General features: G+C 40.0%; 15 protein-coding genes and 2 pseudogenes. 5 read left to right on the plus strand and 12 right to left on the minus strand.

Annotation, left to right across the window (positions count from 1 at the left end; translation table 11 throughout):
* Positions 1–175 precede the first annotated feature (175 nt).
* The 3 genes and pseudogenes from relB to AYT27_RS09735 all read left to right on the plus strand — a co-directional run.
* Positions 176–385 (plus strand): type II toxin-antitoxin system RelB family antitoxin, encoded by a 210-nt coding sequence (relB, locus tag AYT27_RS09725; RefSeq protein ID WP_034448465.1) that lies wholly within the window; start codon positions 176–178, stop codon positions 383–385.
* 35 nt (positions 386–420) lie between these two features.
* Positions 421–672 (plus strand): annotated as a pseudogene (locus AYT27_RS09730) (type II toxin-antitoxin system RelE/ParE family toxin); the annotation flags it as partial.
* Positions 673–897: 225 nt separating this feature from the next.
* Positions 898–1,439: pseudogene (locus tag AYT27_RS09735) on the plus strand (integrase); the annotation flags it as partial.
* Between the two features lie 1,298 nt (positions 1,440–2,737).
* Here AYT27_RS09735 and AYT27_RS08340 read toward each other — a convergent pair.
* The 5 genes from AYT27_RS08340 to htpX all read right to left on the minus strand — a co-directional run bounded on the left by AYT27_RS08340 (position 2,738) and on the right by htpX (position 9,169).
* Complete coding sequence (locus tag AYT27_RS08340; RefSeq protein WP_011181359.1) at positions 2,738–2,893, minus strand: DUF1127 domain-containing protein; 156 nt, start codon at positions 2,891–2,893, stop codon at positions 2,738–2,740.
* Between the two features lie 280 nt (positions 2,894–3,173).
* Positions 3,174–4,790, minus strand: coding sequence for a bifunctional phosphoribosylaminoimidazolecarboxamide formyltransferase/IMP cyclohydrolase (purH, locus tag AYT27_RS08345; protein WP_011181360.1), 1,617 nt, complete (start codon positions 4,788–4,790; stop codon positions 3,174–3,176).
* Positions 4,791–4,957: 167 nt separating this feature from the next.
* Positions 4,958–6,664 (minus strand): heparinase II/III family protein, encoded by a 1,707-nt coding sequence (locus tag AYT27_RS08350; protein ID WP_011181361.1) that lies wholly within the window; start codon positions 6,662–6,664, stop codon positions 4,958–4,960.
* 64 nt (positions 6,665–6,728) lie between these two features.
* Complete coding sequence (locus AYT27_RS08355; RefSeq protein WP_011181362.1) at positions 6,729–8,072, minus strand: RsmB/NOP family class I SAM-dependent RNA methyltransferase; 1,344 nt, start codon at positions 8,070–8,072, stop codon at positions 6,729–6,731.
* Between the two features lie 59 nt (positions 8,073–8,131).
* Positions 8,132–9,169, minus strand: coding sequence for a zinc metalloprotease HtpX (htpX, locus tag AYT27_RS08360; RefSeq protein WP_011181363.1), 1,038 nt, complete (start codon positions 9,167–9,169; stop codon positions 8,132–8,134).
* 84 nt (positions 9,170–9,253) lie between these two features.
* Here htpX and AYT27_RS08365 point away from each other — a divergent pair, with 84 nt between their 5' ends.
* Positions 9,254–9,469 (plus strand): DUF1674 domain-containing protein, encoded by a 216-nt coding sequence (locus tag AYT27_RS08365; RefSeq protein ID WP_034448472.1) that lies wholly within the window; start codon positions 9,254–9,256, stop codon positions 9,467–9,469.
* A 343-nt stretch (positions 9,470–9,812) separates the two neighbouring features.
* Here the strand turns inward: AYT27_RS08365 and rpsP are convergent, their stop codons facing one another.
* From rpsP to AYT27_RS08385, 4 genes are all read right to left on the minus strand, one after another.
* On the minus strand, positions 9,813–10,196 hold the full coding sequence (gene rpsP, locus AYT27_RS08370) for a 30S ribosomal protein S16 (RefSeq protein WP_011181365.1): 384 nt from the start codon (positions 10,194–10,196) through the stop codon (positions 9,813–9,815).
* A gap of 16 nt (positions 10,197–10,212) precedes the next feature.
* The gene (locus AYT27_RS08375; RefSeq protein WP_034448474.1) at positions 10,213–10,542 is read right to left on the minus strand and encodes a chorismate mutase; all 330 of its coding nucleotides are present in this window, start codon (positions 10,540–10,542) and stop codon (positions 10,213–10,215) included.
* A 24-nt stretch (positions 10,543–10,566) separates the two neighbouring features.
* Positions 10,567–12,138: a signal recognition particle protein gene (ffh, locus tag AYT27_RS08380; RefSeq protein WP_011181367.1), complete on the minus strand. Its 1,572-nt coding sequence runs from the start codon at positions 12,136–12,138 to the stop codon at positions 10,567–10,569.
* Between the two features lie 231 nt (positions 12,139–12,369).
* Positions 12,370–13,026 (minus strand): carbonic anhydrase, encoded by a 657-nt coding sequence (locus AYT27_RS08385; RefSeq protein ID WP_011181368.1) that lies wholly within the window; start codon positions 13,024–13,026, stop codon positions 12,370–12,372.
* 277 nt (positions 13,027–13,303) lie between these two features.
* Between AYT27_RS08385 and AYT27_RS08390 the strand changes: the two genes are divergently transcribed.
* Positions 13,304–18,013, plus strand: coding sequence for an NAD-glutamate dehydrogenase (locus AYT27_RS08390; RefSeq protein WP_034448541.1), 4,710 nt, complete (start codon positions 13,304–13,306; stop codon positions 18,011–18,013).
* Here the strand turns inward: AYT27_RS08390 and AYT27_RS08395 are convergent.
* From AYT27_RS08395 to AYT27_RS08405, 3 genes are all read right to left on the minus strand, one after another.
* A complete protein-coding gene (locus tag AYT27_RS08395) occupies positions 18,010–18,996 on the minus strand; it encodes a DUF2125 domain-containing protein (protein ID WP_034448477.1) in 987 nt (328 codons plus the stop codon). The two genes, AYT27_RS08390 and AYT27_RS08395, sit on opposite strands and share 4 nt — an antisense overlap.
* Before the next feature lie 229 nt (positions 18,997–19,225).
* A complete protein-coding gene (locus AYT27_RS08400) occupies positions 19,226–19,972 on the minus strand; it encodes a glutamine amidotransferase (protein ID WP_011181371.1) in 747 nt (248 codons plus the stop codon).
* 90 nt (positions 19,973–20,062) lie between these two features.
* A complete protein-coding gene (locus AYT27_RS08405; protein WP_011181372.1) occupies positions 20,063–21,616 on the minus strand; it encodes a heme biosynthesis protein HemY in 1,554 nt (517 codons plus the stop codon).
* Between the last annotated feature and the right edge of the window lie 9 nt (positions 21,617–21,625).

The following is a 21,625-nucleotide window of genomic DNA, read 5'->3' on the forward strand; positions in this document are numbered from 1 at the left end:
TAACCATAGCTGCTTGTTTTATTTCTCTCACACGGCTCCGAAATCATGATTAAAGGAGAAAGGTTTTTTACTACTAAAGAAACATCTATATTATGATTATTTTAACATCATATCCTAAAAAATAAATATTTTCAATTAGTTGATATTGACAACATAAGCAATAGTAACTATTATTATCCATGATCAATATAAAGGAAAGACTGCTTTTTCTCTACTCGTTTCAGAATTTGAAATAGCCGAGCAGGAACTTAGTTATACTGATTGGTTGCGTAACAAGGTAGCAAAGAGTCTTGCTAATCTGCATCCTGTCATTCCGCATGACGAGGTTATGGCTGAAATGGAAGCGGTAAGAGATCAGATTGTCGCCGAGCAGGAAGAGTTGTAGTGTTACCGATTGTCTGGTGAGATTCAGCTCGTAGTTATTTACGTCAGATTTTATCTTACATTGCTCGTGAAAATCCATTTGCTGCGCGACGAATGAAAAAACAGCTGGAAGCGTCCGTGTTACCTTTATCCGAGCATCCATATTTGTATCAAAAAAGTGAAAGAGTATTAAAGCTAAGAGAAATTGTAGCCCATCCAAATTATCTTATATTGTATCAAGTGACCGTAAATCAAATTGAGATTGTTACTGTAGTACATACTCGGCGTGAGTTTCCTGTTTCTCTGTGATTTTTTATCTTCTTAAAGGACAAGATATTTAAAATATATCTGTTTTTAGAATGATATTCTATATCAGCAAAAATGATCATTTTTTAACTTGAGTGAGAACCTCAAAGACAGTAAGTTTCTCTCATCACAAACCTTCTCAGATTGAATCAATTAAAATCACTTGCTTGCATGTCACATAAGTGGGGCTAGCGTGCAGATAAAAACTGTTAAAGACAAGGAATAAAAATACCTCTTATGAATCGTCTCAATGCAAGAGCTCTCGCAACATTGAGGGCTGGCAAATAGTATGATGTATGATGGTGCCGCCTTATTACTTCATAAGCGTAAAGAGGGTGATGTACAACAGCTTTTACGCTATACCATTCACGAGCTTCCGTCGTAAAATGAGTTTGGGTGCGCTGATGAATGTTTGTTTAAACAGGCACTTGAATTCACAATCCAATGACATTCTATTCTTCATGAGAGATGTGACATTATTAAAAAATGCAATAAACAAAAGCGTGAGGCAATGCGTAATCTGCATTATTTAAAAGATATTACTCTAAATACTTTTGAAAATCGTAAAGCCGAATTAAAAGAAGATGGCAAGGCTAGGGATTAGTTTTCACCTTTACAACTTCATATTCTCCCTAAATTAGGGTGTATACCCGTTTTTCAGAGATTACCCAAAAGAGATACACAATACCCTTGCTCCTATTTAACATACAAAAGCTGCAACAAAAGAGAAAGCCCTTATCCATTTCAATCTTTGTCTCAAACATGCGGCTTTTAGATATTAATTGATAGGCAACAACAAAAGCACACGCTTTATTAGGAATAACAATGTCATAAAACCACTAATAAACCAGCAATGAATTAGAAAGATATTCTGGCTTTTAAAGAGACACATCTCAGGACTCCCATACCTCTTTCACGACGGTGCCCGTGAAGGGGATAATGGTAAAGCCATTATGTACACTTTTTTCCATTTATGAAGGTGCAAGTTGGCACCATCATTTTATTGACTAGCTCAAAATATTGTGACAGCCCTTGCATGAAAGAGACATTTTTACTCCTTTCTTAAAGAATTTTTACTCACACGCCAACCCGTTTATAACGTGCAAACGAATGATTTTAATTGCCTCACTATAGGAAGGTTAAAATGAGAGCATCATACGACATTCGAAGCTCTCATGCACGTTGCAAATAGTGTATTATCATTATAAATCAATAAGTTGACTCATAAAACAACCATAGCAAGGGTGCATCATTGATCAGTAAACTTTATCAATCTTAATGGCAGAAAAGGACTTGGCATTTTGTTTTGGAAAAGCTTACCAAACAGGATAGGTTATAACGCCATATCTGTGAGAACGAATACCACCATTTCTCAAGTTCAGCCTTATGTTTGCAAACTATAGAAAACCCAACATAAGAAAAAACATTATAAAAAACAGCACGCCATGATTTGTCTCCGAAGCATCACACTAGAGTGGATACCTTAGCCTAAGCTTTATACTTTTTTCACTCTGAGAAGTTGTAGTACCGCCCCATTCCCTACCTCAACTTATTAAAGTGGGCGAAAATCAAAAATACAGCCAACGGCTCTGCTTCAAAGATACGAAAAGAAAGACCGAGATAGCAAAACGACACGTCTATTCTTCTTTCCTGCTCCCAACAGGCAAACAAGCAGAATACCTAGTAAAGACTTCTCAAAATAATACCCACTTATCGAAGACTTCTTTCATGAATCAAAAACTCCACCCCTTTTTTCGTGATTTAATATCAATTTTCTTTTGGGATTTTGGCCTATGCCTCAATCCTTTTCTCACTTAAGAGCGCAAAAGCGAATCGCACAGAGACTTACCCGAACTACAACTCTCATGCCTTAAATTCTCATGGCAAAATATAAAAAAAACCCCTCCTCACCTTTAAAAACGAAAAAACTCTTATCCCTTAAACATATAAAAACGCTCTCCCCCCCCCATCACCGAACTTAAAAAATTTAAGCGCCATGATCTCCTGAGCAAATACTCTGACACCATCTCAAGTGACATCTCATATAAAGGATGCTCCCAAGCTGTCATCAAAACGACGACTTACGTGAACACTGCCGCGCAATAGAATCAATATCACCCCGCTGAATACCAAGGTCATTGAGTTCATACGTTGAAAGACGACTTAAGGCGTTAACCGTCCGACGATACCGGCGCCATTTACTATAAGAATGCAAAATATTCATATCTCTTCCCCAACGCTTACACTACAACTTACAGGATGCATTATAGAGCAAATAATAAAAAAGAGTCGTGCTATAAGAACATAACTGTCATGCGTCTACAACACGATTGACTACATCTTTATAGGAATAAACTAGCGGATATTAAAACTTTGGTTGTTGCTCCACCCAAAATAAATTCAATCAACATGGAAAATGCGAAACGCTTATGCAAAAGTGATCACACTCATTTTCCGTAAAATTTATCTTAGTTGAAAAGATCAACATCCCAAGAATAAAAGCACTAATGACGAAAATGCCTTACACCTGTAAAAACCATAGCTAATCCCTGTGCATCGGCCGCGGCAATCACTTCTTCATCACGCATTGATCCACCCGGTTGAATAACTGCTGTAGCTCCTGCTTCAGCAACTGCCAACAAACCATCTGCAAAAGGAAAAAAGGCATCTGATGCAACAACGGACCCTTTGGTGAGAGATTCCGTTAAACCTGCTCTTTTTGCACTTTCTTCAGCTTTACGTGCAGCAATTTTTGCTGAATCAACCCGACTCATCTGTCCAGCACCAATTCCAACTGTTGCGCTATTTTTTGCATAAACAATAGCATTTGATTTAACATGTTTTACCACACGAAAAGCAAATTGAAGATCACGCATTTCCTCTTGACTTGGTGCGCGCTTTGTCACCACTTGCAGTTTGAGATCATCAACCACCACATTATCACGCGATTGCACCAAAATCCCGCCTGCAAGGGTTTTGGCTATAAATCCTCCACACCGTGGATCAGGAACACCCCCTGTTAGCAGCAAACGAAGATTTTTTTTACCTGAAATAATTTCACGTGCCTCCATTGTTGCATCAGGAGCAATAATCACTTCCGTGAAAATTTTGATAACCTCTTCTGCACATTCTGCATCAAGGGGTTGATTTAAAGCAATAATTCCACCAAATGCCGATACATTATCACATAGAAGAGCCTTCAAATAAGCTTCCTTTAAAGTCTGCCCTTCAGCAACCCCACAAGGGTTAGCATGTTTAATAAGAGCAACAGCAGCAGTGTTTTGTGGATCAAATTCTGCCACAAGTTCAAATGCTGCATCTGTATCATTCATATTGTTATAAGAGAGTGCTTTACCCTGTAAAAGTTTGGCTGTTGCAACACCAAAACGTTTGTCACCATTACGATAAAATGCTGCCTTTTGATGCGGGTTTTCCCCATAACGCATGACATTTTTAAGATGACCAGAAAAACTCTGCCAAGAGGGTGTTTCAATTTTTAAATTTTTTGCAAACCACGCCGCTATCGCCGTATCATAAGCAGCCGTGTGCGCATAAGCACGCATTGCTAACTGTTGTCGCATAGAAAAACTTAAACACCCATCATGCTGCTTTAATTCAGAAAGAACTGCATCATAATCACTCACCGCTGTGATAACACCAGTATACACATGGTTCTTTGCCGCCGCGCGAATCATTGCCGGTCCACCAATATCAATATTTTCAAGAATTGTTTGTCCATCAGCGCCTGATTGAACAGTTTCTTCAAAAGGATAAAGATTGACCACCAGAAGATCGATTCCATGGATGCCATACTGCTCCATAGCCACTGCGTGGCTAGGATCTTCTCTTACTCCCAAGAGAGCACCATGGATCAAAGGATGGAGTGTTTTGACGCGTCCATCCATTATTTCGGGAAATCCTGTAACTTCAGCAACATCTCTTACCGGTAAACCAGCAGCCATTAAGACTTTAGCTGTTCCTCCTGTCGAAATCAATTCAACATTATAAGTCTGAAGCGCTTGCGCAAACGCAACTATACCCGTTTTATCAGACACAGAAAGCAGAACACGACGGACCCGATGAAGATCAGGTATGGGAAAATTTTTTGCAACAACACCCATAACAGAAATCCTAAAAATGAAATGGTTAAAATTCAAGAAAAACTAGCTTATATGCATAAAACCAATTTATATATTATAGCACATGCTTTTAGCAAAATACACAAAAAGGAAAAAAGGCTTTTTAAAACACACTAAAGAACAATTCTTCACTTACATAAAGGAGCAAATCATTGCTCTAACGAACGACGGATAAAACGCCAACGAACTTTTTCCTGACATGCAGGACGAAAATATAAAACAATCTGTTGTGTGCGTTGCGGACTTGTTTGCTCAGCAAAATCAATCGAATCTTCAAGACAAATATCAGCATCAGGTGATATGAAATACCAAACTTGCCCATCGCTTACAGCTAAACGCACACATTTACCATCATAATTGACTTCCACTTGCGGATGAAGGTGAAACCGAACAGCAACGTTATTTTGTTCTCTTTGTGCGTCTGTATTTTTCTTTGAGAGCCTCTTTTTTGGGATAAAAAAGCGATCAAAACCCTCGATCACTTTCCCATTTTTTGCCAAAATAAGACCACGTTCATGAACAAGATTAAAAGGTCGCACATAACCATTATGGCTAGCAATAAAACCAGTTTTTTCCGAATCCTCTATACGGCGTACTTTAACATCGGTTGGTCCCTCAAGCAAAAAAGTAGCACCATTTCTTTTTTTATGAAAAACACCCACCGAACAATCATTAACTGTCGCTGTTGAATGTGCCGCGGTAACACGTCCTAAATGCCGATATTCTTCACGCCCATAAGAATGAACACCCGTATTGATAATAAAGCGATTTCCCTGAGAAGACATTTCAAAAGACAAACACCCCGAACCAGCATACTCGGCAGCAGAGCGTGGTGGAAACTTTCCTGTATCCGCAAGCACTGTCGTTTGATTAGCTTGTAAACGCTGAAACCCTGAATAACGTGCATAACTAAAAGGATGTCCTTCTGTCTCATCAAGCTCTAAAAGTGTCGATAAGCGTTCCGATACAAGGGGACCAACCCCATTAAAATGGGCCAATGTTTGATCTTCATGGATAAAAAACCGCAAAGCCGGCAACATACGTTCAACAGAATCAATAAGAATACGCGGTGCCGCTTCATTGCTATGCACAAAAAGATGACGCAAAGACAATAAATCCGATAACAAATTCAGTAAAATGACAGGGCTACGGGAAATATGACCGCCATCAACCAAAATCTGACGTGAAAGCTCTTCGATAAGAAAGGATTGTGCTTTTTTTTTCACTGCCTCTGAAACAGGCAAAGCAAGAGATGCAAACGTCAAAGCAGCTGCTGCTTGTAAACGTTGATCATTGTTTTCCATACTACAAATCGTTATACGCAAATAACGAAACTGGAAACCAAGTGCACGTAAAAAGCATTTTTCAAACCGCTCACTTGCCCCTTGTAACAACATTTTTGAGTTACAAATCCACGAAATCAAACGCCGTGCCACAACCGGACTACTCCAAGCAAGTCCCTTCACCTTTTTGCCCCATTGATCAAGCCAATCTTCTAAGAGAGCACGTGCATGTGCCGCTGCTAAATCACTCTCCGCTGCTGCCATATGACGCAACCAATGAAAATCATGCAAAGCCACCTCCCATTCCGGCGTTGGTGGAACTAATGAAAAAGGAGAAACAGCACCAGAATGAACAATATGACCTGCAAAAGGAAAACGACCATGATAAAATTCATGCGCCATCATCGGATCAGCTAAATGCAAATCAATAGGATGCGCTAAAATTTTATGAGGACGAAACCCCGAAAACCGCCAACGAAACAGTGGTCCAACCCATAAACACCGTATAAATTGATGTGCTCTATAGACAAAGTCCGCTGCCTTTATCTGAGGACCTTTTACCGCAATCGCCACAATCTTATCTCCATTTGTGCTGAATCAAGCACAATTTCAGCCATTTTAGTAAATGAACCGTTAATTAAGCCACTTTTCGCAAGCGCGCTGCAAAAAAACCATCCATTCCTAAAAAAATATTTTTCTCGGCGTCAAAATTTTCATGACAAAAATCTGCAGGTGTTGTGCGCAAAATGCCCTCAACGGAGAGCAAATGCGCCATAACACCCATTTCCTCTGCAAGGATAGGCTCTAAAACAATGTCACCACGTTCTGATAAAATTCTTGTAATGAGATCTTCCCCTTCTTCTTTTGCCAATGAACAATTGGAAAAAACAATGCGCCCTCCTTTCTTCAACAAAGCAATAGCTGCGACAAGTAGATCATATTGCAACGCCGCTAATTTGATGACATCGTTCATCGATTTCGTCCATAAAATATCCGGATGACGACGTATTGTTCCTGTAGAAGAACAAGGAGCATCAAGAAGCACAGCATCAAAAAGCTGTTTAGGATGAAAATTTTTCACATCCCCCTCACAGCAGCGAACTGAAAAATGAAGTCGCTCCATATTTTCCTTCAAGCGTTTTAGCCGATTAGCAGAGAGTTCAATTGCTGTCACATCAGCCCCTTGCAAAGCTAGTTGTGCTGTTTTTCCTCCGGGGCTTGCACAAAGATCAGCAACCTGTTTACCATGAATATTTCCGAGTAAACAAGCAGGCAATGAGGCAGCAAAATCTTGAATCCACCAAGCCCCTTCCATATAGCCTGGTAATTCAGAAACAGAACCCTCTAAACGACTCAACCGAACCGAACCATTGGGCAAAACAACACCCCCCAACCGTTCTGCCCATCCACGACTATCGGATTTAACTGTCAAATCAAGAGGAGGTGGGGCACTTTGAATTTCTAAAATCTGCTCTGTTTTTTCTTTTCCATAAGTTGACACTAAAAGCTGTCCAAACCATACCGGAATGCCTTCAATATGAGGAGCTTTCTGGCGTAAAAATACTGCCTCACGTGCAACATTGCGTAAAAGAGCATTCACTCCCCCTGAAAAACGACACATACGCGGATCAAGTTTTGCCACACGCACAGCTAAATCAATGGCCGCATGATCAGGAATATCAAGGTAAAGAATTTGCGCCGCACTGATATGCAAAAGATGCTGAAGTGAAAGTGCTTGTGAAGGCAAAGGCCTTTTCAAAAAGCGCCTTAAAGCATCTGTAATCTGCCCCCGATGCCGCAACGCCGCAGCCAAAATAGCACGACACAACAAACGATCTCGCTGTGAAAGCCCTAAATATTGTGGATGTCCATATTCATTATCCGTCAAACCAGAAAGAGAGGTCTTTTTATCAAGCACCACCCCTAAAAGACGAACAGACACCTGCCGGACAGCTAATCCTGGAACATTTTTTTCGGACATAGGCCCCGCTTTCCCGTGTTTTAAAACAACACCTTTATGTCTTTATCCCCTGAAGAACTTTATGATCGAGGTCTCTTTGAATCTCCATAACGAAGCCAAGAAGGGCGTTTTTTAATACGCTGAACAGTACTTTCTTCGTTAAAGACACTTGTTTGCGCACCAGAATTCAAATCTCTAAAGTCACTGCTTTTTTTATGTAAACCAATTTTTTCATTCCATCCCATATTTTCCACTCTTGCTCCTTTCATCTCTTCTGCTTGCCGACGAAGAGCAGCAATACGATTTGCTGTTGCGGGATGGGTAGAAAAAAGACTATCGGCCCCTTCACCACGCAAAGGATTGATAATAAACATATGTGCTGTTGCCGGATTATGTTCTGCCTCTTCATTGTATACCGTATGCCCCCCACCTGCAATTTTACTCAATGCTGAAGCCAACCATAAAGGATTTCCGCATATTTCAGCCCCTCGCCTATCAGCAGCATATTCACGGGTGCGACTAATGGCCATTTGCACCAGCATTGCAGCAAAAGGTGCTACAAACAGGGCAAGAAGTCCTCCGATTGCCCCAGTACTATGAGAATTTTCAGAAGAATGACGCTGTCCCCCCATAAAAAAAGCGAAATTACCAAGCATTGAAATTGCCCCGGCAATCGTTGCAGTCAAAGTCATCGTTAACGTATCACGATGCTCAATATGAGCAAGCTCATGCGCCATCACTCCAGCCACTTCTTCTGCACTCAACTGATTTAGCAATCCAGTACTTGCAGCAACAGCTGCATTCTGAGGATTACGTCCTGTAGCAAAAGCATTTGGCTGTGCATTATCAATAATATAAACTTTTGGTTGAGGAAGAGAAGCTCTTCGCGCTAAATCGCTTACAATCTTATAATAAACGGGAGACGAATGTTGATCGACTTCACGTGCACCATACATGCGTAGAACGATTTTATCCGAATTCCAATAAGAAAAAAAGTTTAAGCCACCAGCCATCAAAAGTGCGATGACCATGCCATTGCTTCCGCCAACCAGATAACCAACTCCCATGAAAAGAGCAGTCATAAAAGCCAAAAGCATTGCTGTACGCATTATGTTCATGACTCAAAAAACTCCATGATAAAATACTATTAATTCTATATGATGGGGTTTTCTTTTTACTTCTTCAATGAAGAAAGGTATAAAATGGATAAAAAAGACTATAAAATAAATAAACAAAATGCCACTGCTGCTAAACAACAACCCCTTTCTCCGGCAGCACAACGTGCCCTAAACGAAGCTGAAGAAAGGCGTAAACATGAAACAAACGAAGAAAAACCTTTAGAAAACGGTGGACGCGGCGGCAAAGACCCTTCACGTTATGGAGACTGGGAAATTAAAGGCCGCGCCATTGACTTTTAAAAAGACCACATTGATTTAAAAAATCACACACCCTTTTAAAGAGAATCAGTTTTTGACAAACAAAAACCGAGAATCATCGTCCTTCAATATAAAAGCTTTTACAAGACAAATATGAAATAAATGAAGACAAGTCCTTAAGAAGGTAAGTGCAGCAGCAAAAACCCATCACACTACGGAGATTATAAAAATTAAAGCCACACCACGACTTTTAAAAAACGCATGTTGATTTAAAAAATCAACATGCTCCTTTAAAGAGGATCTGTTTTTTGTCTGTTAAAAACCAATAATAATTGCTCTTCTCCATAAAGGCTTTAACGGCAAATCTGATTATGTTTAAAAATAATCATACCTCTTCTGAGATAGGAGCAGATTCCGTTTTAGCCGCAGCAGCTTCTTCAGCAGCTTGCTTTGCTGCTGCTATACGTTCTTGTGCTTTTTTGCCCGGTTCACCTTTGTGTGGGTTATTGCGGGTTGGACGTTTTTTTAATCCAGCAGCATCCAAAAACCGCAAAACGCGATCTGTTGGCTGGGCTCCCTGACCAAGCCAATATTGAATACGTTCTTCATTCAACTTTACACGTGGTCCATCTTTAGGTAACATTGGATCCCATGCACCAACACGCTCAAGAAACCGCCCATCGCGCGGACTACGAGCATCCGCAACGATAATGTGATAATAAGGACGTTTTTTTGAGCCTCCACGGGACAAACGAATTTTCAATGCCATATTTTATCTCCTATTGTCAGTTCTGGCTTTCGTTTAAATTTTCTTTTTTTATTTTTTGCTTTTCAGCAATGACTTCATGCTGGTGCACGACTTCTTTAATGATAAATTTTAAAAATTTCTCAGCAAAATCAGGATCAAAATGCGTGTCTATAGCTAATTTCCGCAAACGCTTTATCTGATATTGCTCACGCAGAGGATCTACCGCTGGCAAATTATAACGGGCTTTTAAGCGCCCAATTGCCTGCGTACAACGAAACCGTTCTGCTAAAATATGAATTAACGTGATATCAAAATTATCAATAGATTGTCGTAAATACGCCAATTCACTCAATATTTTTTCCTGCATCATACTTCCTTCCCTCTTTGCATCTTATTTTTTCTTGAGATGCTGAGGAAAATTTACCCCTCTATCGGCAGGACCATTGGAAAAACCAGGAAATGTAGGCCCACGCCCCGGAAGACCGGGTAATACATTCCCCCCATGACCACTTTCTATCTGCTTTTGAAGTTTTGAAAGTTGCTTTGGATCAAACTCCGATAAATCAGGCAGAGCTCCAGGATCTTTTCCCAAAGCTCCCATTCCCCCAAGGCCCATTTTAGATCCAAGTGCTCCAAACATTTTTCCCATTAAACTGCTTTTCCCTTTACCTCCTATGGCTTTCACCATATCCGCCATTTGGCGATGCATTTTTAAAAGCTTATTAATATCAGCAGCACTTGTTCCAGAGCCCTTAGCGATTCGTTGTTTACGGCTATGTTTCAACAATTCCGGATTGGCGCGTTCTAAAGGCGTCATTGACGAAATAATAGCCAATTGACGATTAAACAAACTATCATCAAGACCGGCAGCAGCAATTTGATCTTTTACCTTTCCCAAACCGGGCAACATTCCCATAATGCCCCCCATCCCGCCAAGTTTTTTCATTTTTTGCAACTGATCTGCTAGATCATTAAGATCAAATTTTCCGGCTTGCATCTTTTTTGCAAAAGCAGCTGCCTTCTCATGATCCATTGTTTCAGCAGCTTTTTCCACCAAAGAAACAATATCACCCATTCCGAGAATACGATCAGCAATACGAGTAGGATGAAATTCTTCCAAATCGTCTATTTTTTCCCCAATTCCGATTGCTTTTATCGGCTTTCCCGTTACAGCACGCATTGAAAGGGCGGCTCCACCGCGTCCATCACTATCCATACGTGTTAAAATAATTCCTGTAATTCCCACACGCTCATCAAAAGAACGTGCTAGATGGACAGCATCCTGACCAGTCAGGCTATCAGCAACCAACATAATTTCATGAGGACGGCAACAAGCTTTAATTTCAACTAATTCAAGCATCAAAGCTTCATCAATATGATTACGCCCTGCCGTATCAAGAAGCAGGACATCATAACCGCTAAGTTTAGCTGCCTGTACCGCACGTGTTGCGATATCGACGGGGGACTGTCCTGCAATAATGGGCAAGCTTGCAAGCTTTGCCTGTTCTCCTAATTGACGCAGTTGTTCCTGTGCTGCAGGACGACGTGTATCTAACGAGGCCATGAGAACTTTTTTATTGTGCTTATGGGTTAAACGCTTTGCCAACTTTGCTGTTGTTGTTGTTTTTCCAGAACCCTGTAAACCAATCATCATGATAACAACAGGTGCTGGTGCGTTTAGATCACTCAGAACGCCTTCATTTCCAAGCACATGAACCAGCTCGTCATGAACGATCTTAACAACCATCTGACCAGGTTTAATTGATTTAACAATTGCAGACCCAACAGCTTTTTCACGAACCCTATCAGTAAAAGAACGTGCGACATCAAGTGCAACATCGGCCTCTAACAAAGCGCGACGAATTTCTCGCAGTGCCGCTGCGACATCCTGATCCGACAAAGCACCACGCCCTGTTAAATGAGACAGGATGAAGCCAAGGCGTTCTTGTAAGGATTCAAACATCATTTACCTCATTGCTGCATAACAAACCAACCAAAGCAGCATCCGAGAACGCACCGCGCCGTCGGATGTTGACCTCTGAGATCTCTTTATACCCTTATTACACTGGGGTCTCAGTCGGTGGCTCCAAGTTAATTTTGTCACTGAAAGCTTGCCCTTTCAAACAATAAAACCCACACTTTGTCAAGATTTATCATACAATACCTTTTATACGAAGCAAAAAGGTAGCAGACATTATTCCTCAAAATTCCCCACCTCAACACGCATAAAATGACCTGTTTCCTGTTCCATACTCCATAATTCACCACTTGAGATATCAAACCAAACCCCGTGCAACGTCAAAATACCCTGATCTTTACGCGCCTTTATCCAGGGAAATGTTTCTAAATTTTTCAACGAATGACGAATAGAAAGTTTCTCTAATGCGGTCTGCTGCTCTGAAGGGGTCAACGACTTGTTTTCAATAATTGTTTGTGCTGCTGGTATCAAAAGACTTATCCATTGACCAATAAAATCATTTGACGATAAAGACTTGCACGTCCCCTCAAGAGCAGTGTTCACCCCCCCACAATGGGCATGACCAAAAACAACAATATGCTTCACCTCAAGCAATTGGACAGCATATTCAATCGCTGCTGATGTTGCATGATACTGATTATCAGGAGAAAAAGGAGGAACCAAATTTGCCACGTTGCGCAGCGTAAAAATTTCACCTGGTTTAGCATCAAAAATCGTTTCTGGTATTGCCCGCGAATCACAACAAGCAATGACCAAAATTTCAGGCTTCTGCCCCTCTATTGCTAATTGCTGATAATGTGCCGTTTTATAAAAAAAATGATTTTTTATAAAAGACCGGTAACCGCTTAAGAGTCTTTCTGGTAAACGCGTCATTTGATATTCACTTTCATTTTATCTCTTTTGAAAAAACAGACTACTAACATACAAAAGCACTAAAAATGTCCTTTCATCGAGCAAAATATTTCCATAAAGCAGCAAATTATTACTGTAAAATGAAAGAAACACCTTTATCCTCTCCTAATAAAGGACTATTCTCCTTAGAAGGAAACTGTTACACTTTAAGAAATAAAGTACAACACTACAGAGAATGATAAAATGGCCTACTGCTGTAAAAGAAGAGACCTCTAAGAGCAAAAAAGGGAAGATTATTGTGTTAAAACAAAAAATATCAGAAACAAAAAACAACCAAGATGAAATAGAAAAAATCCTTTTTGCTCATACCGATAAAGAAGATATTGCCTGTTACGAAAATACAGAACTCCAAAAAGCCACAATTACCGCCATTGAAGCTTTTAATCTTCATCAAGCAGGCAAAAGTATTATCTGTTTTGAACAAAATTTGACCCGTAATAATAAACCTATAACAGTTATCACACTGGTAAATGATAACAAACCTTTTCTTCTTGATTCTATCTTGAATATCTTTAATCAGCATAAAAATCATATTTATTTGATTGCACATCCCGTCCTTGATTGTGCCTCCGGACAACGCATCAGCTTGATGCAAATCCATATTGAATCCTTAAATGAACAGCAGATACAAAAGCTTAAAGAAGAGATTACCTTAGTCCTTGAACAGGTCAATGCCGCTGTGCAAGACTGGCAACCTATGCTTGAAGAAGTAAGAAAGCATATCCATGCCTATCAAACAAATCTCCCTACACACTACAAACAAGAAAGCGAAAAAGCCATTGAATTTCTCAATTGGTTGATGGACGATAATTTCATTTTTCTTGGGATGCGCACTTATAACTTCATCAAAGACAAAGAGCCCTCAAAGGCCTTTACACCCAGCAACATTGAACTAGGCATTCTCACTGATGCTTCTATTCGTATTATTGGCGATCCAGGTGTGAAAGAGCCTCCACAAGAAATCCTGTCCTTTATGGAAAATGATAATTTGCTTATTGTGACAAAAGCTAATAACCGCTCAAAAATTCACCGTTCTGTTTGGCTCGATTATATCGGTCTTAAAATCTTTGATAAAGAAAACAAACTCTGTGGAGAATTGCGTATTGTAGGGCTATTTACCTCCTCAGCTTATACGCGCTCTATTTTGCAAATTCCTTTCTTAAAAGAAAAAGCCAAAACTATCATTCAACGCCTTGGACATAATAGTGCCGACTATTCTGGAAAAGCACTCATCAGTGTTTTAGAAACCTATCCAAGAGATGAAATATTTCGCTCTGACATTGACACATTGACAGAAAATGCCAAACTCATCATGCAATTAGATGAACGTCCACGTTTGCGCGTGCTTGCTCATACGGATTCTTTTGGACGCTTTGTTTCGATACTTGTCTATGTACCCCGTGATCAATATAGTAGCAACGTTCGCGAAAAAATTGGCGAATATTTTGTTAAGCTCTATAATGGTGATTTTTTTGAATCTCATCCGCTATTTTTGGAAAGCACACTCACACGTGTTTATTATATCATCCACCGCAAAGGGAGTGAAAGTGCTCCTCTTATTGAGCGCACCAAACTTGAACAGCATGTACGTTTTATAGCCCAAAGTTGGGAAGAGAGTGTTCAAACCATAGCTCTTACCCGCAAAATAACAGAACAACAAACGCGCTTAGCCAGCCAATTTCCCAACAGCTATCGTGACTTATTTTCCACTGAAGATGCCATTGAAGATGCCGGACATATTTTAAGTCTTCATGATAAAAAACCGCTTTTTGTTACGTTTTATAATACCTACAATAAAGAAAAACAAAGTATTTCTCTCCGACTCTTTCACCGCTACGAAGCACTAGCTCTTTCCAAACGCGTACCACTCCTTGAAAATATGGGATTTAGAGTCATTGCTGAACAAACACTTGAATTACCAGATGGCAACGGACAATCTGTATATCTTCATGATATGCAACTAGAAAGCGCTTTCCAATTTTGTATAGATTTCGAGAAAACTGGTCAAAAACATGCTGAAACATTCGAAGCGGTTTGGGCTCAAAATGCAGATAACGACGCCTTTAATGCATTAACCCAAACAGCAGAGCTTGATTGGCGTGAAATTGTCATTTTGCGCCATTATGGGCGCTATCTACAACAAGCTGGAATTCCTTATTCACAAGACCGGGTTGCCCAAACTTTAAACGCCTATCCTAACATTACCCAAGACCTTTATGCTTTGTTTCATTTGAAATTTCATCAAAGCCATACAGAAAAAGAGCGGGAAAAAAACCAACAGATCATTCAAAAACGTATTGAAGAAAAATTACAGAAAGTATCCGGTTTAGATGATGATCTCATTTTACGCCGTTATCGTAATCTTATCGATGCAAGCTTACGCACGAATGCCTTTACCCCTCTTGCCAACGGAAGTCCACGACGTATTTTAGCAACCAAGTTAGATCCACGCCAAATTGAAGGCTTACCCGAACCGCGTCCTTATCGAGAAATTTTTGTTTATGGACCAGAAGTTGAAGGTGTTCATTTACGCTTTGGTCCTATCGCTCGTGGTGGAATCCGTTGGTCAGATCGCGCGCTAGATTACCGCACTGAAGTGCTTAACTTAGTCAAAGCCCAACAGGTTAAAAATGCGGTTATTGTTCCTGTCGGTGCCAAAGGGGGATTTTACCCTCATCGTCTTCCTCAAACAAATGATCGTGCCGTAATTATAGAAGCCGCACGTCAAGCTTATATTGACTTTATCAAGGCTTTACTTTCCATCACCGACAATCTGATTAATGGTAAAAGAAGTGCACCCCAAAATGTCATCTGTCATGATGATAATGACCCCTATTTTGTTGTCGCTGCCGACAAAGGCACCGCAACCTTTTCTGATACAGCCAACACAATCAGCCAAGAAAACCACTTTTGGCTTGATGATGCTTTTGCCTCTGGAGGATCAGCAGGCTATGATCACAAAGCCATCGGAATTACAGCCAAAGGTGCATGGGAAGCAGTTAAAAGACATTTTCGAGAATCATTTAATCATGATATCCAAACAACCCCCTTCACCTGTATCGGGGTTGGCGATATGTCCGGTGATGTTTTTGGCAATGGAATGTTGCTTTCTAAACAAACCAAGCTTATCGCAGCCTTTGATCACCGCGATATCTTTATCGACCCAGATCCCAATATAGCTGAAAGCTACACAGAGCGTATGCGACTCTTTCAACTCCCTCGTTCCAGCTGGCAGGATTACGACCAAACAAAATTATCAAAGGGCGGTGGTATTTTCTCACGCACAGAAAAAACCATTACTCTATCACCTGAAGCAGCCAAAGCCATTGGCTTTGCAAAACAAACAGGAACGCCCTTTGAAATTATCTCTGCACTTCTCAAAGCTCCTGTTGATCTTTTATGGTTTGGCGGCATTGGTACTTATATCCGTGCAACAACAGAAACAGACGCACAAGTAGGAGACCGTGCGAATGATGCACTCCGCATCACCGGTGAACAAGTGCGTGCAAAAGTTATTGGTGAGGGCGCTAATCTTGGCGTTACACAACGTGGTCGAATTGAATATGTATTAAACGGCGGAAGATGCAATACGGATGCCATTGATAATTCCGCAGGCGTTAATTGTTCAGATGTTGAAGTGAACATCAAAATTGTTCTGGCATCAGCACTTCGCGCAAAAACGCTTACCCGTGAAACACGCAATGAACTCTTGAAAAAGATGACTCCCCAAGTTGAGCAGTTAGTCCTACGTAACAATTATTTGCAAACACTTGCTCTTTCCTTGGCTGAAAGCCAAAGCGCTGCGGATTTACCTTATCAAATACGCTTTATGCACGATTTGGAACAGAAAAAGCTTCTGGATCGTAGAGTTGAAATTCTTCCTGATGAGCAAATTTTACACCAAAGGACAACTCAAGGACAAGGGCTTATTCGTCCAGAACTCGCTGTTCTTTTGGCTTATGCTAAGCTAACCCTACAAGAAGAAATCGCCCACAGCCCCATTGTTGATGATCGTTATTTTGATACAATTTTGTTGGACTATTTCCCAACTCAAATTCAAACAAACTTTGAGAAAGAAATCATTCATCATCAGTTGCGTCGTAATATTATTGCAACACTGATTGCCAATGAGATTGTAAATCGAGGAGGACCGACCTTTGTTAATCGCCTACAAGATGCAACAGAACAAAAGGTAGAAAATATTATTCGTGTTTTTATCGCACTTCGTGATGGTTTTGACATTCCTCAATTATCTGATCAAATCGATACACTTGATAATAAGATACCCGGTCTTATTCAAAACAAGTTCTACGCAGCAATAACCTCCATGCTTTTCGAGACAACCAATTGGGGCTTACGCAATATGGACCTCTCTGTTTCCTTAGAAGAACTTATAAAAACAATGAAGCAAGCCCGGGAAATTATTGAAAAACAGCTTATAAATTTAAGAGATAAAGATATTAATCAAAAAGTTCATGAAAAAGCGATACAATATAATGAAGAAGGAGCACCAGAAGCTTTAGCAAAACAATTGGCTCTCTTGGAAGCTGCTCCAATAATTTGTGATATTTCTTTAATTGCCAAACAAAGCAACAGCGATCTTATTAAAACTGCAGAGATATATTTCTCACTTGCTCAAATCATTCGTACAAACCGCATTCATGAAGCGAGTCAAACAATTCCTGTGCTTGATTATTATGATAATATGGCCTTAAATCAAACCAAAGCAAATATTACCGAAAGTTTACGGCAAATTGTTATGAAAATCCTAAAAAATTATGGAGGAAAAGACAATCCGTTCGCAACCTGGAGAACAACAGAAAAGGATCATATTGACAATGTAATAAACCGTATTGGTCCCCTTATTGAAAGTGATCTCAACATTTCTCGTTTTGCCTTTGCAGCAGGGTTGATTTCACAACTTCAAAACACTGCTTTTCAAACTTAAAGTGGTGCAAAACGGCCAAGTTTTAAAAACCCCAGTTTTGCCCACCCATGACTAATCAGCAAGGGAAGAACGGGGTTGCCATCTGCATTTTTAGGCATAGCGCTCAAAATAAAAAATAACGCTTGAAGATTTCTGGCGTGTGGAGGAAACAAACGCTGCATAGTCTTCAAAAGCTCTGTGTGCTGAATAAAGGCAAGTTCAAATTCTGCTGTCAAATATCCTTCATCATCAAAAGAGAAAGGTCCGCTTATGCGCAGCATACCACCCGTATGAAAAATCAATTCAGCGCGTTTTAAAAGACCACTTTTCCCATAAAAACGATGTTTCCAATTGTCCCCACCATTTGCATCAAACAGATTGGAAACATCATTGAGAATCCATTTTAAATTGCCATCAATTTTTGGAAAATTAATAAACTCAGGTGTAATAAACACGGAAGCATCAAAAGCATCGAAAGTGATATGCCCCGATAAATTATTCTTCTCGTGCTTAAGATCAAGCCGCACAAATTCAGCAGTTATTTTTGGGGGAGTATTTTTTTGTTCTAACGGATTCACAATTGTATCATCAGCATCTTCTAAAAATGTCTGACTTTCAATACTTTCTTGCATAACATTTTTATCTGTTATCTGAGATTGCGGTGCTTCGTGAAATTTCTGATCTCTAAGAGATGATGCAACGGGAAAAATTTCAAGCCCTTCAGCCATAAACTTAAATGTCTTACCAGATTTCGAAGGATCTGTCCCAATCACCAAATTGTGCCAACGCGACATTATGGGATTTTTTCCAAATAAAACAATTGATGCAGGAGAATGAACTTCTACCTCTACCCAATGAGGTACATAAATTGGTGCACTAACGGTTAAATGCGCAGTTGATAAAGAAAAACCGTACAACGGCCAAGCAAACTGAAATTGATCACAAACAACACCGATCCGTAACGGATAACCATTCTTGCGTATATGTTCGCACATAGCTGTCATTTCACGAGTGGATACCCTTGCAAGGACACTGGAAAGACGCTCTTCTATTTTACGTGAAAAAAAAACCAGACTGAACTATAAATGAGTATCACAACAAGACAAAACATTCCACAAAGGAAACGGCTTAAAGAAAGATTTTTCCGGAATGATGTCAATTGAGAGAATGTAAGCAAAACTAAAATTCTCCTTATTTCATGATAACAATCGACATAATCATAGTTCTTAACATTCACACGCACACAGTTGATACACAAAAAATTTTTTGCAATGCATTTTCAAACCATCGGCTCAAAGCCTGATCATAGATTAAACGACCTTTCAAATGTGCAGAAGCTGGCTGAGCACCCTTTTCAGTTAATTTTTGTGCTGAACGCACAACCAAACGTCGCATCATAGCCCGTGTGAATTCAGCATGAAATTGCAAGCCCCATGCATTTTTTCCATAACGGAAAGCTTGTGTAGGATATGTATAACCCGTTGCCAAAAGCGTTGCCTCTTTAGGTAAATCATAAATACCTTCATCATGAAAATGATAAACCATTTCCGGCCACTTCATCAATGCCTTGCCTTGTGGAGTCGCTTCCAGCGGATACCAGCCAACTTCAACGGTTCCATCATTTCTTGTACAAACACGCCCACCTAAATTTCGTGCTAACATTTGTGCCCCAAGACAAATACCTAAAAAAGGCTTATTCTCTTTCAACACCAAAGAAATCCAATCAATTTCCTCACCAATATAGGCTTCCTTGTCATTCACACTCATGAGCCCCCCTAAAATGACGACACCAGCATAATGCTCTAACGTATTGGGAAGTTTCTGCCCTAAAATAGGACGGTAAATATCAAGAACAAAACCACTTTTCTGCAAAAACTTTCCTAAGCGACCAGTATAGGTAGATTGGCGATGAATAACAACGGCAATTCTTGGTTTGCTCTTTCTTTGCTTTTTATCAGGACATCTTTGCATCACAAACATGTTTCAACCAATCACTTTTGCAGCTAAGTAAAATTTCATTTTTTAAGCATAAGAGAATAATTTCGATACAGAATATTCACTATAGTTTTTTTAAAACAACCGAAATTTCTTTTTCGACAAAAACGCATCTTCTTCTATTTTAACCCCTGGATCATCAACATTTAAGCGAATTTGACTAGATTCTTCTGTATCTTGTTTATCTATCTGTGCATGATGCAAAAGATCAACTTTTACAGAAGGAGACTTTTCTAACATTTCACCTTCAACAACAGCATTTTTATCCACCTTATCTTCTTTATCTTCTTGGTCTTTTTTTGTCAGCACAAGAGTATCAGCCTCCAATGTGAGAGGGGGCATACGGGGAGGTGCTTTCCATTCAAAGCAGCCCAAACGTCCACTTATTGGAGAGATGACTGCCCAAGAAGAAAAAATAGTACCGTCACACATCCATACCGGATCACGTTCAGCACGCAGCGCCAAAGAAAGCCATTGCCGCACTGCCGCCTGATTATTACCCTGTGCTTCTTCAATATCTGCTAGCAACAAATAAACACTTTCCCGCTTATGATATTGAAGTGCTTTTTGTGCCTGTTCCCTAGCTAATACTCTTTCACCTGCATCAAGAGCAGCTTTAGCAATAAGAAAAGTGGATTCAAATGTATCTTTATTATAAGAAGCAAGTGTCTTAGCTTTTTTTAAGCGCCCAACGGCCCCTTCTTCTCTTTCAAGATAAAGAGCTCCCAAATCAGGATGAGGTTCTTTTTGCCAAGCAGCAACAATCATTTTATCAGCTTTGCGTGTTTCATTTAATTTATAAAGAATATCGGCGGCAATCACTGTTATAGGTATAAAATCAGGCACGAGTTTATGTGCTTTCAAAATAGCCTTACAAGCATCTACAGGATGCGTCCTCAACAGATGAAGAGCCTGCCCACTGAGCAGTAAAGCCTGTAAATGTTGACGCTCTGGAGCCAAGCGGACAGAACGCGGTAAAGCTTTTTGCGCCTGTTCAAAAACATCAAGTGCTTTATCCCAGCTCCCCTCTGCGCTCAAGCGATCAAGCACTGCTTGATGCGCCCACAAAAGTGCTGGTGATAAAGCCTGTGCTTCTTGTGCATATTGTTGTGCTGCTTCATACGCATTGGTCTTCATAGCTTCACGAAATAAACCGTAAAGCCCAGCCAGTTTTGTCTGTTTTTCTTTTCTCATTTGCTCATAAAGACCAATGGCACGAGCAGAGTTATTCTGCAAAGATAAAGTTTGTGCTTGTAAAAGCTTAGCCAATGGCTCACGATTTCCTGCAAGATATTTTTCAACACGTGTCTGCATTTTTTGCGCTACAATAGCATCGCCAGCAAAAACTGCAAGAAAGCCCTGTGAAAGAGCTTCATAACCGTGCTTTTGACGACGTTTATAAAAATAATTGGAGAGAATGTGAGGTACGGAAAAAAGTATAGAAAAAAGCCACCATAAAAGCGCCAAAATTCCAAGAAATAAAATGAGTAAACTTAGAGCTGTCAACAATGAAACGGAAAATCGAAAGTGCGAAAACGTTATAACAAGGACATCATTGTAATTAGCAACCCACTCAAAAGCTAAGCCAAACAGACATACAACAAAAGTATAAATCAAAATACGTATCATTTTTAGCCT

This window comes from Bartonella henselae str. Houston-1 (assembly GCF_000046705.1).
GTDB lineage: Bacteria > Pseudomonadota > Alphaproteobacteria > Rhizobiales > Rhizobiaceae > Bartonella > Bartonella henselae.

Coding starts and splice junctions, on each gene's coding strand:
- AYT27_RS08340 (WP_011181359.1), bottom strand. CDS start 2,893: ATGAATATTTTGCATTCTTATAGTAAATGGCGCCGGTATCGTCGGACG.
- purH (WP_011181360.1), bottom strand. CDS start 4,790: ATGGGTGTTGTTGCAAAAAATTTTCCCATACCTGATCTTCATCGGGTC.
- AYT27_RS08355 (WP_011181362.1), bottom strand. CDS start 8,072: ATGTCCGAAAAAAATGTTCCAGGATTAGCTGTCCGGCAGGTGTCTGTT.
- htpX (WP_011181363.1), bottom strand. CDS start 9,169: ATGAACATAATGCGTACAGCAATGCTTTTGGCTTTTATGACTGCTCTT.
- AYT27_RS08365 (WP_034448472.1), top strand. CDS start 9,254: ATGGATAAAAAAGACTATAAAATAAATAAACAAAATGCCACTGCTGCT.
- rpsP (WP_011181365.1), bottom strand. CDS start 10,196: ATGGCATTGAAAATTCGTTTGTCCCGTGGAGGCTCAAAAAAACGTCCT.
- AYT27_RS08375 (WP_034448474.1), bottom strand. CDS start 10,542: ATGCAGGAAAAAATATTGAGTGAATTGGCGTATTTACGACAATCTATT.
- ffh (WP_011181367.1), bottom strand. CDS start 12,138: ATGTTTGAATCCTTACAAGAACGCCTTGGCTTCATCCTGTCTCATTTA.
- AYT27_RS08385 (WP_011181368.1), bottom strand. CDS start 13,026: ATGACGCGTTTACCAGAAAGACTCTTAAGCGGTTACCGGTCTTTTATA.
- AYT27_RS08395 (WP_034448477.1), bottom strand. CDS start 18,996: ATGACAGCTATGTGCGAACATATACGCAAGAATGGTTATCCGTTACGG.
- AYT27_RS08400 (WP_011181371.1), bottom strand. CDS start 19,972: ATGTTTGTGATGCAAAGATGTCCTGATAAAAAGCAAAGAAAGAGCAAA.
- AYT27_RS08405 (WP_011181372.1), bottom strand. CDS start 21,616: ATGATACGTATTTTGATTTATACTTTTGTTGTATGTCTGTTTGGCTTA.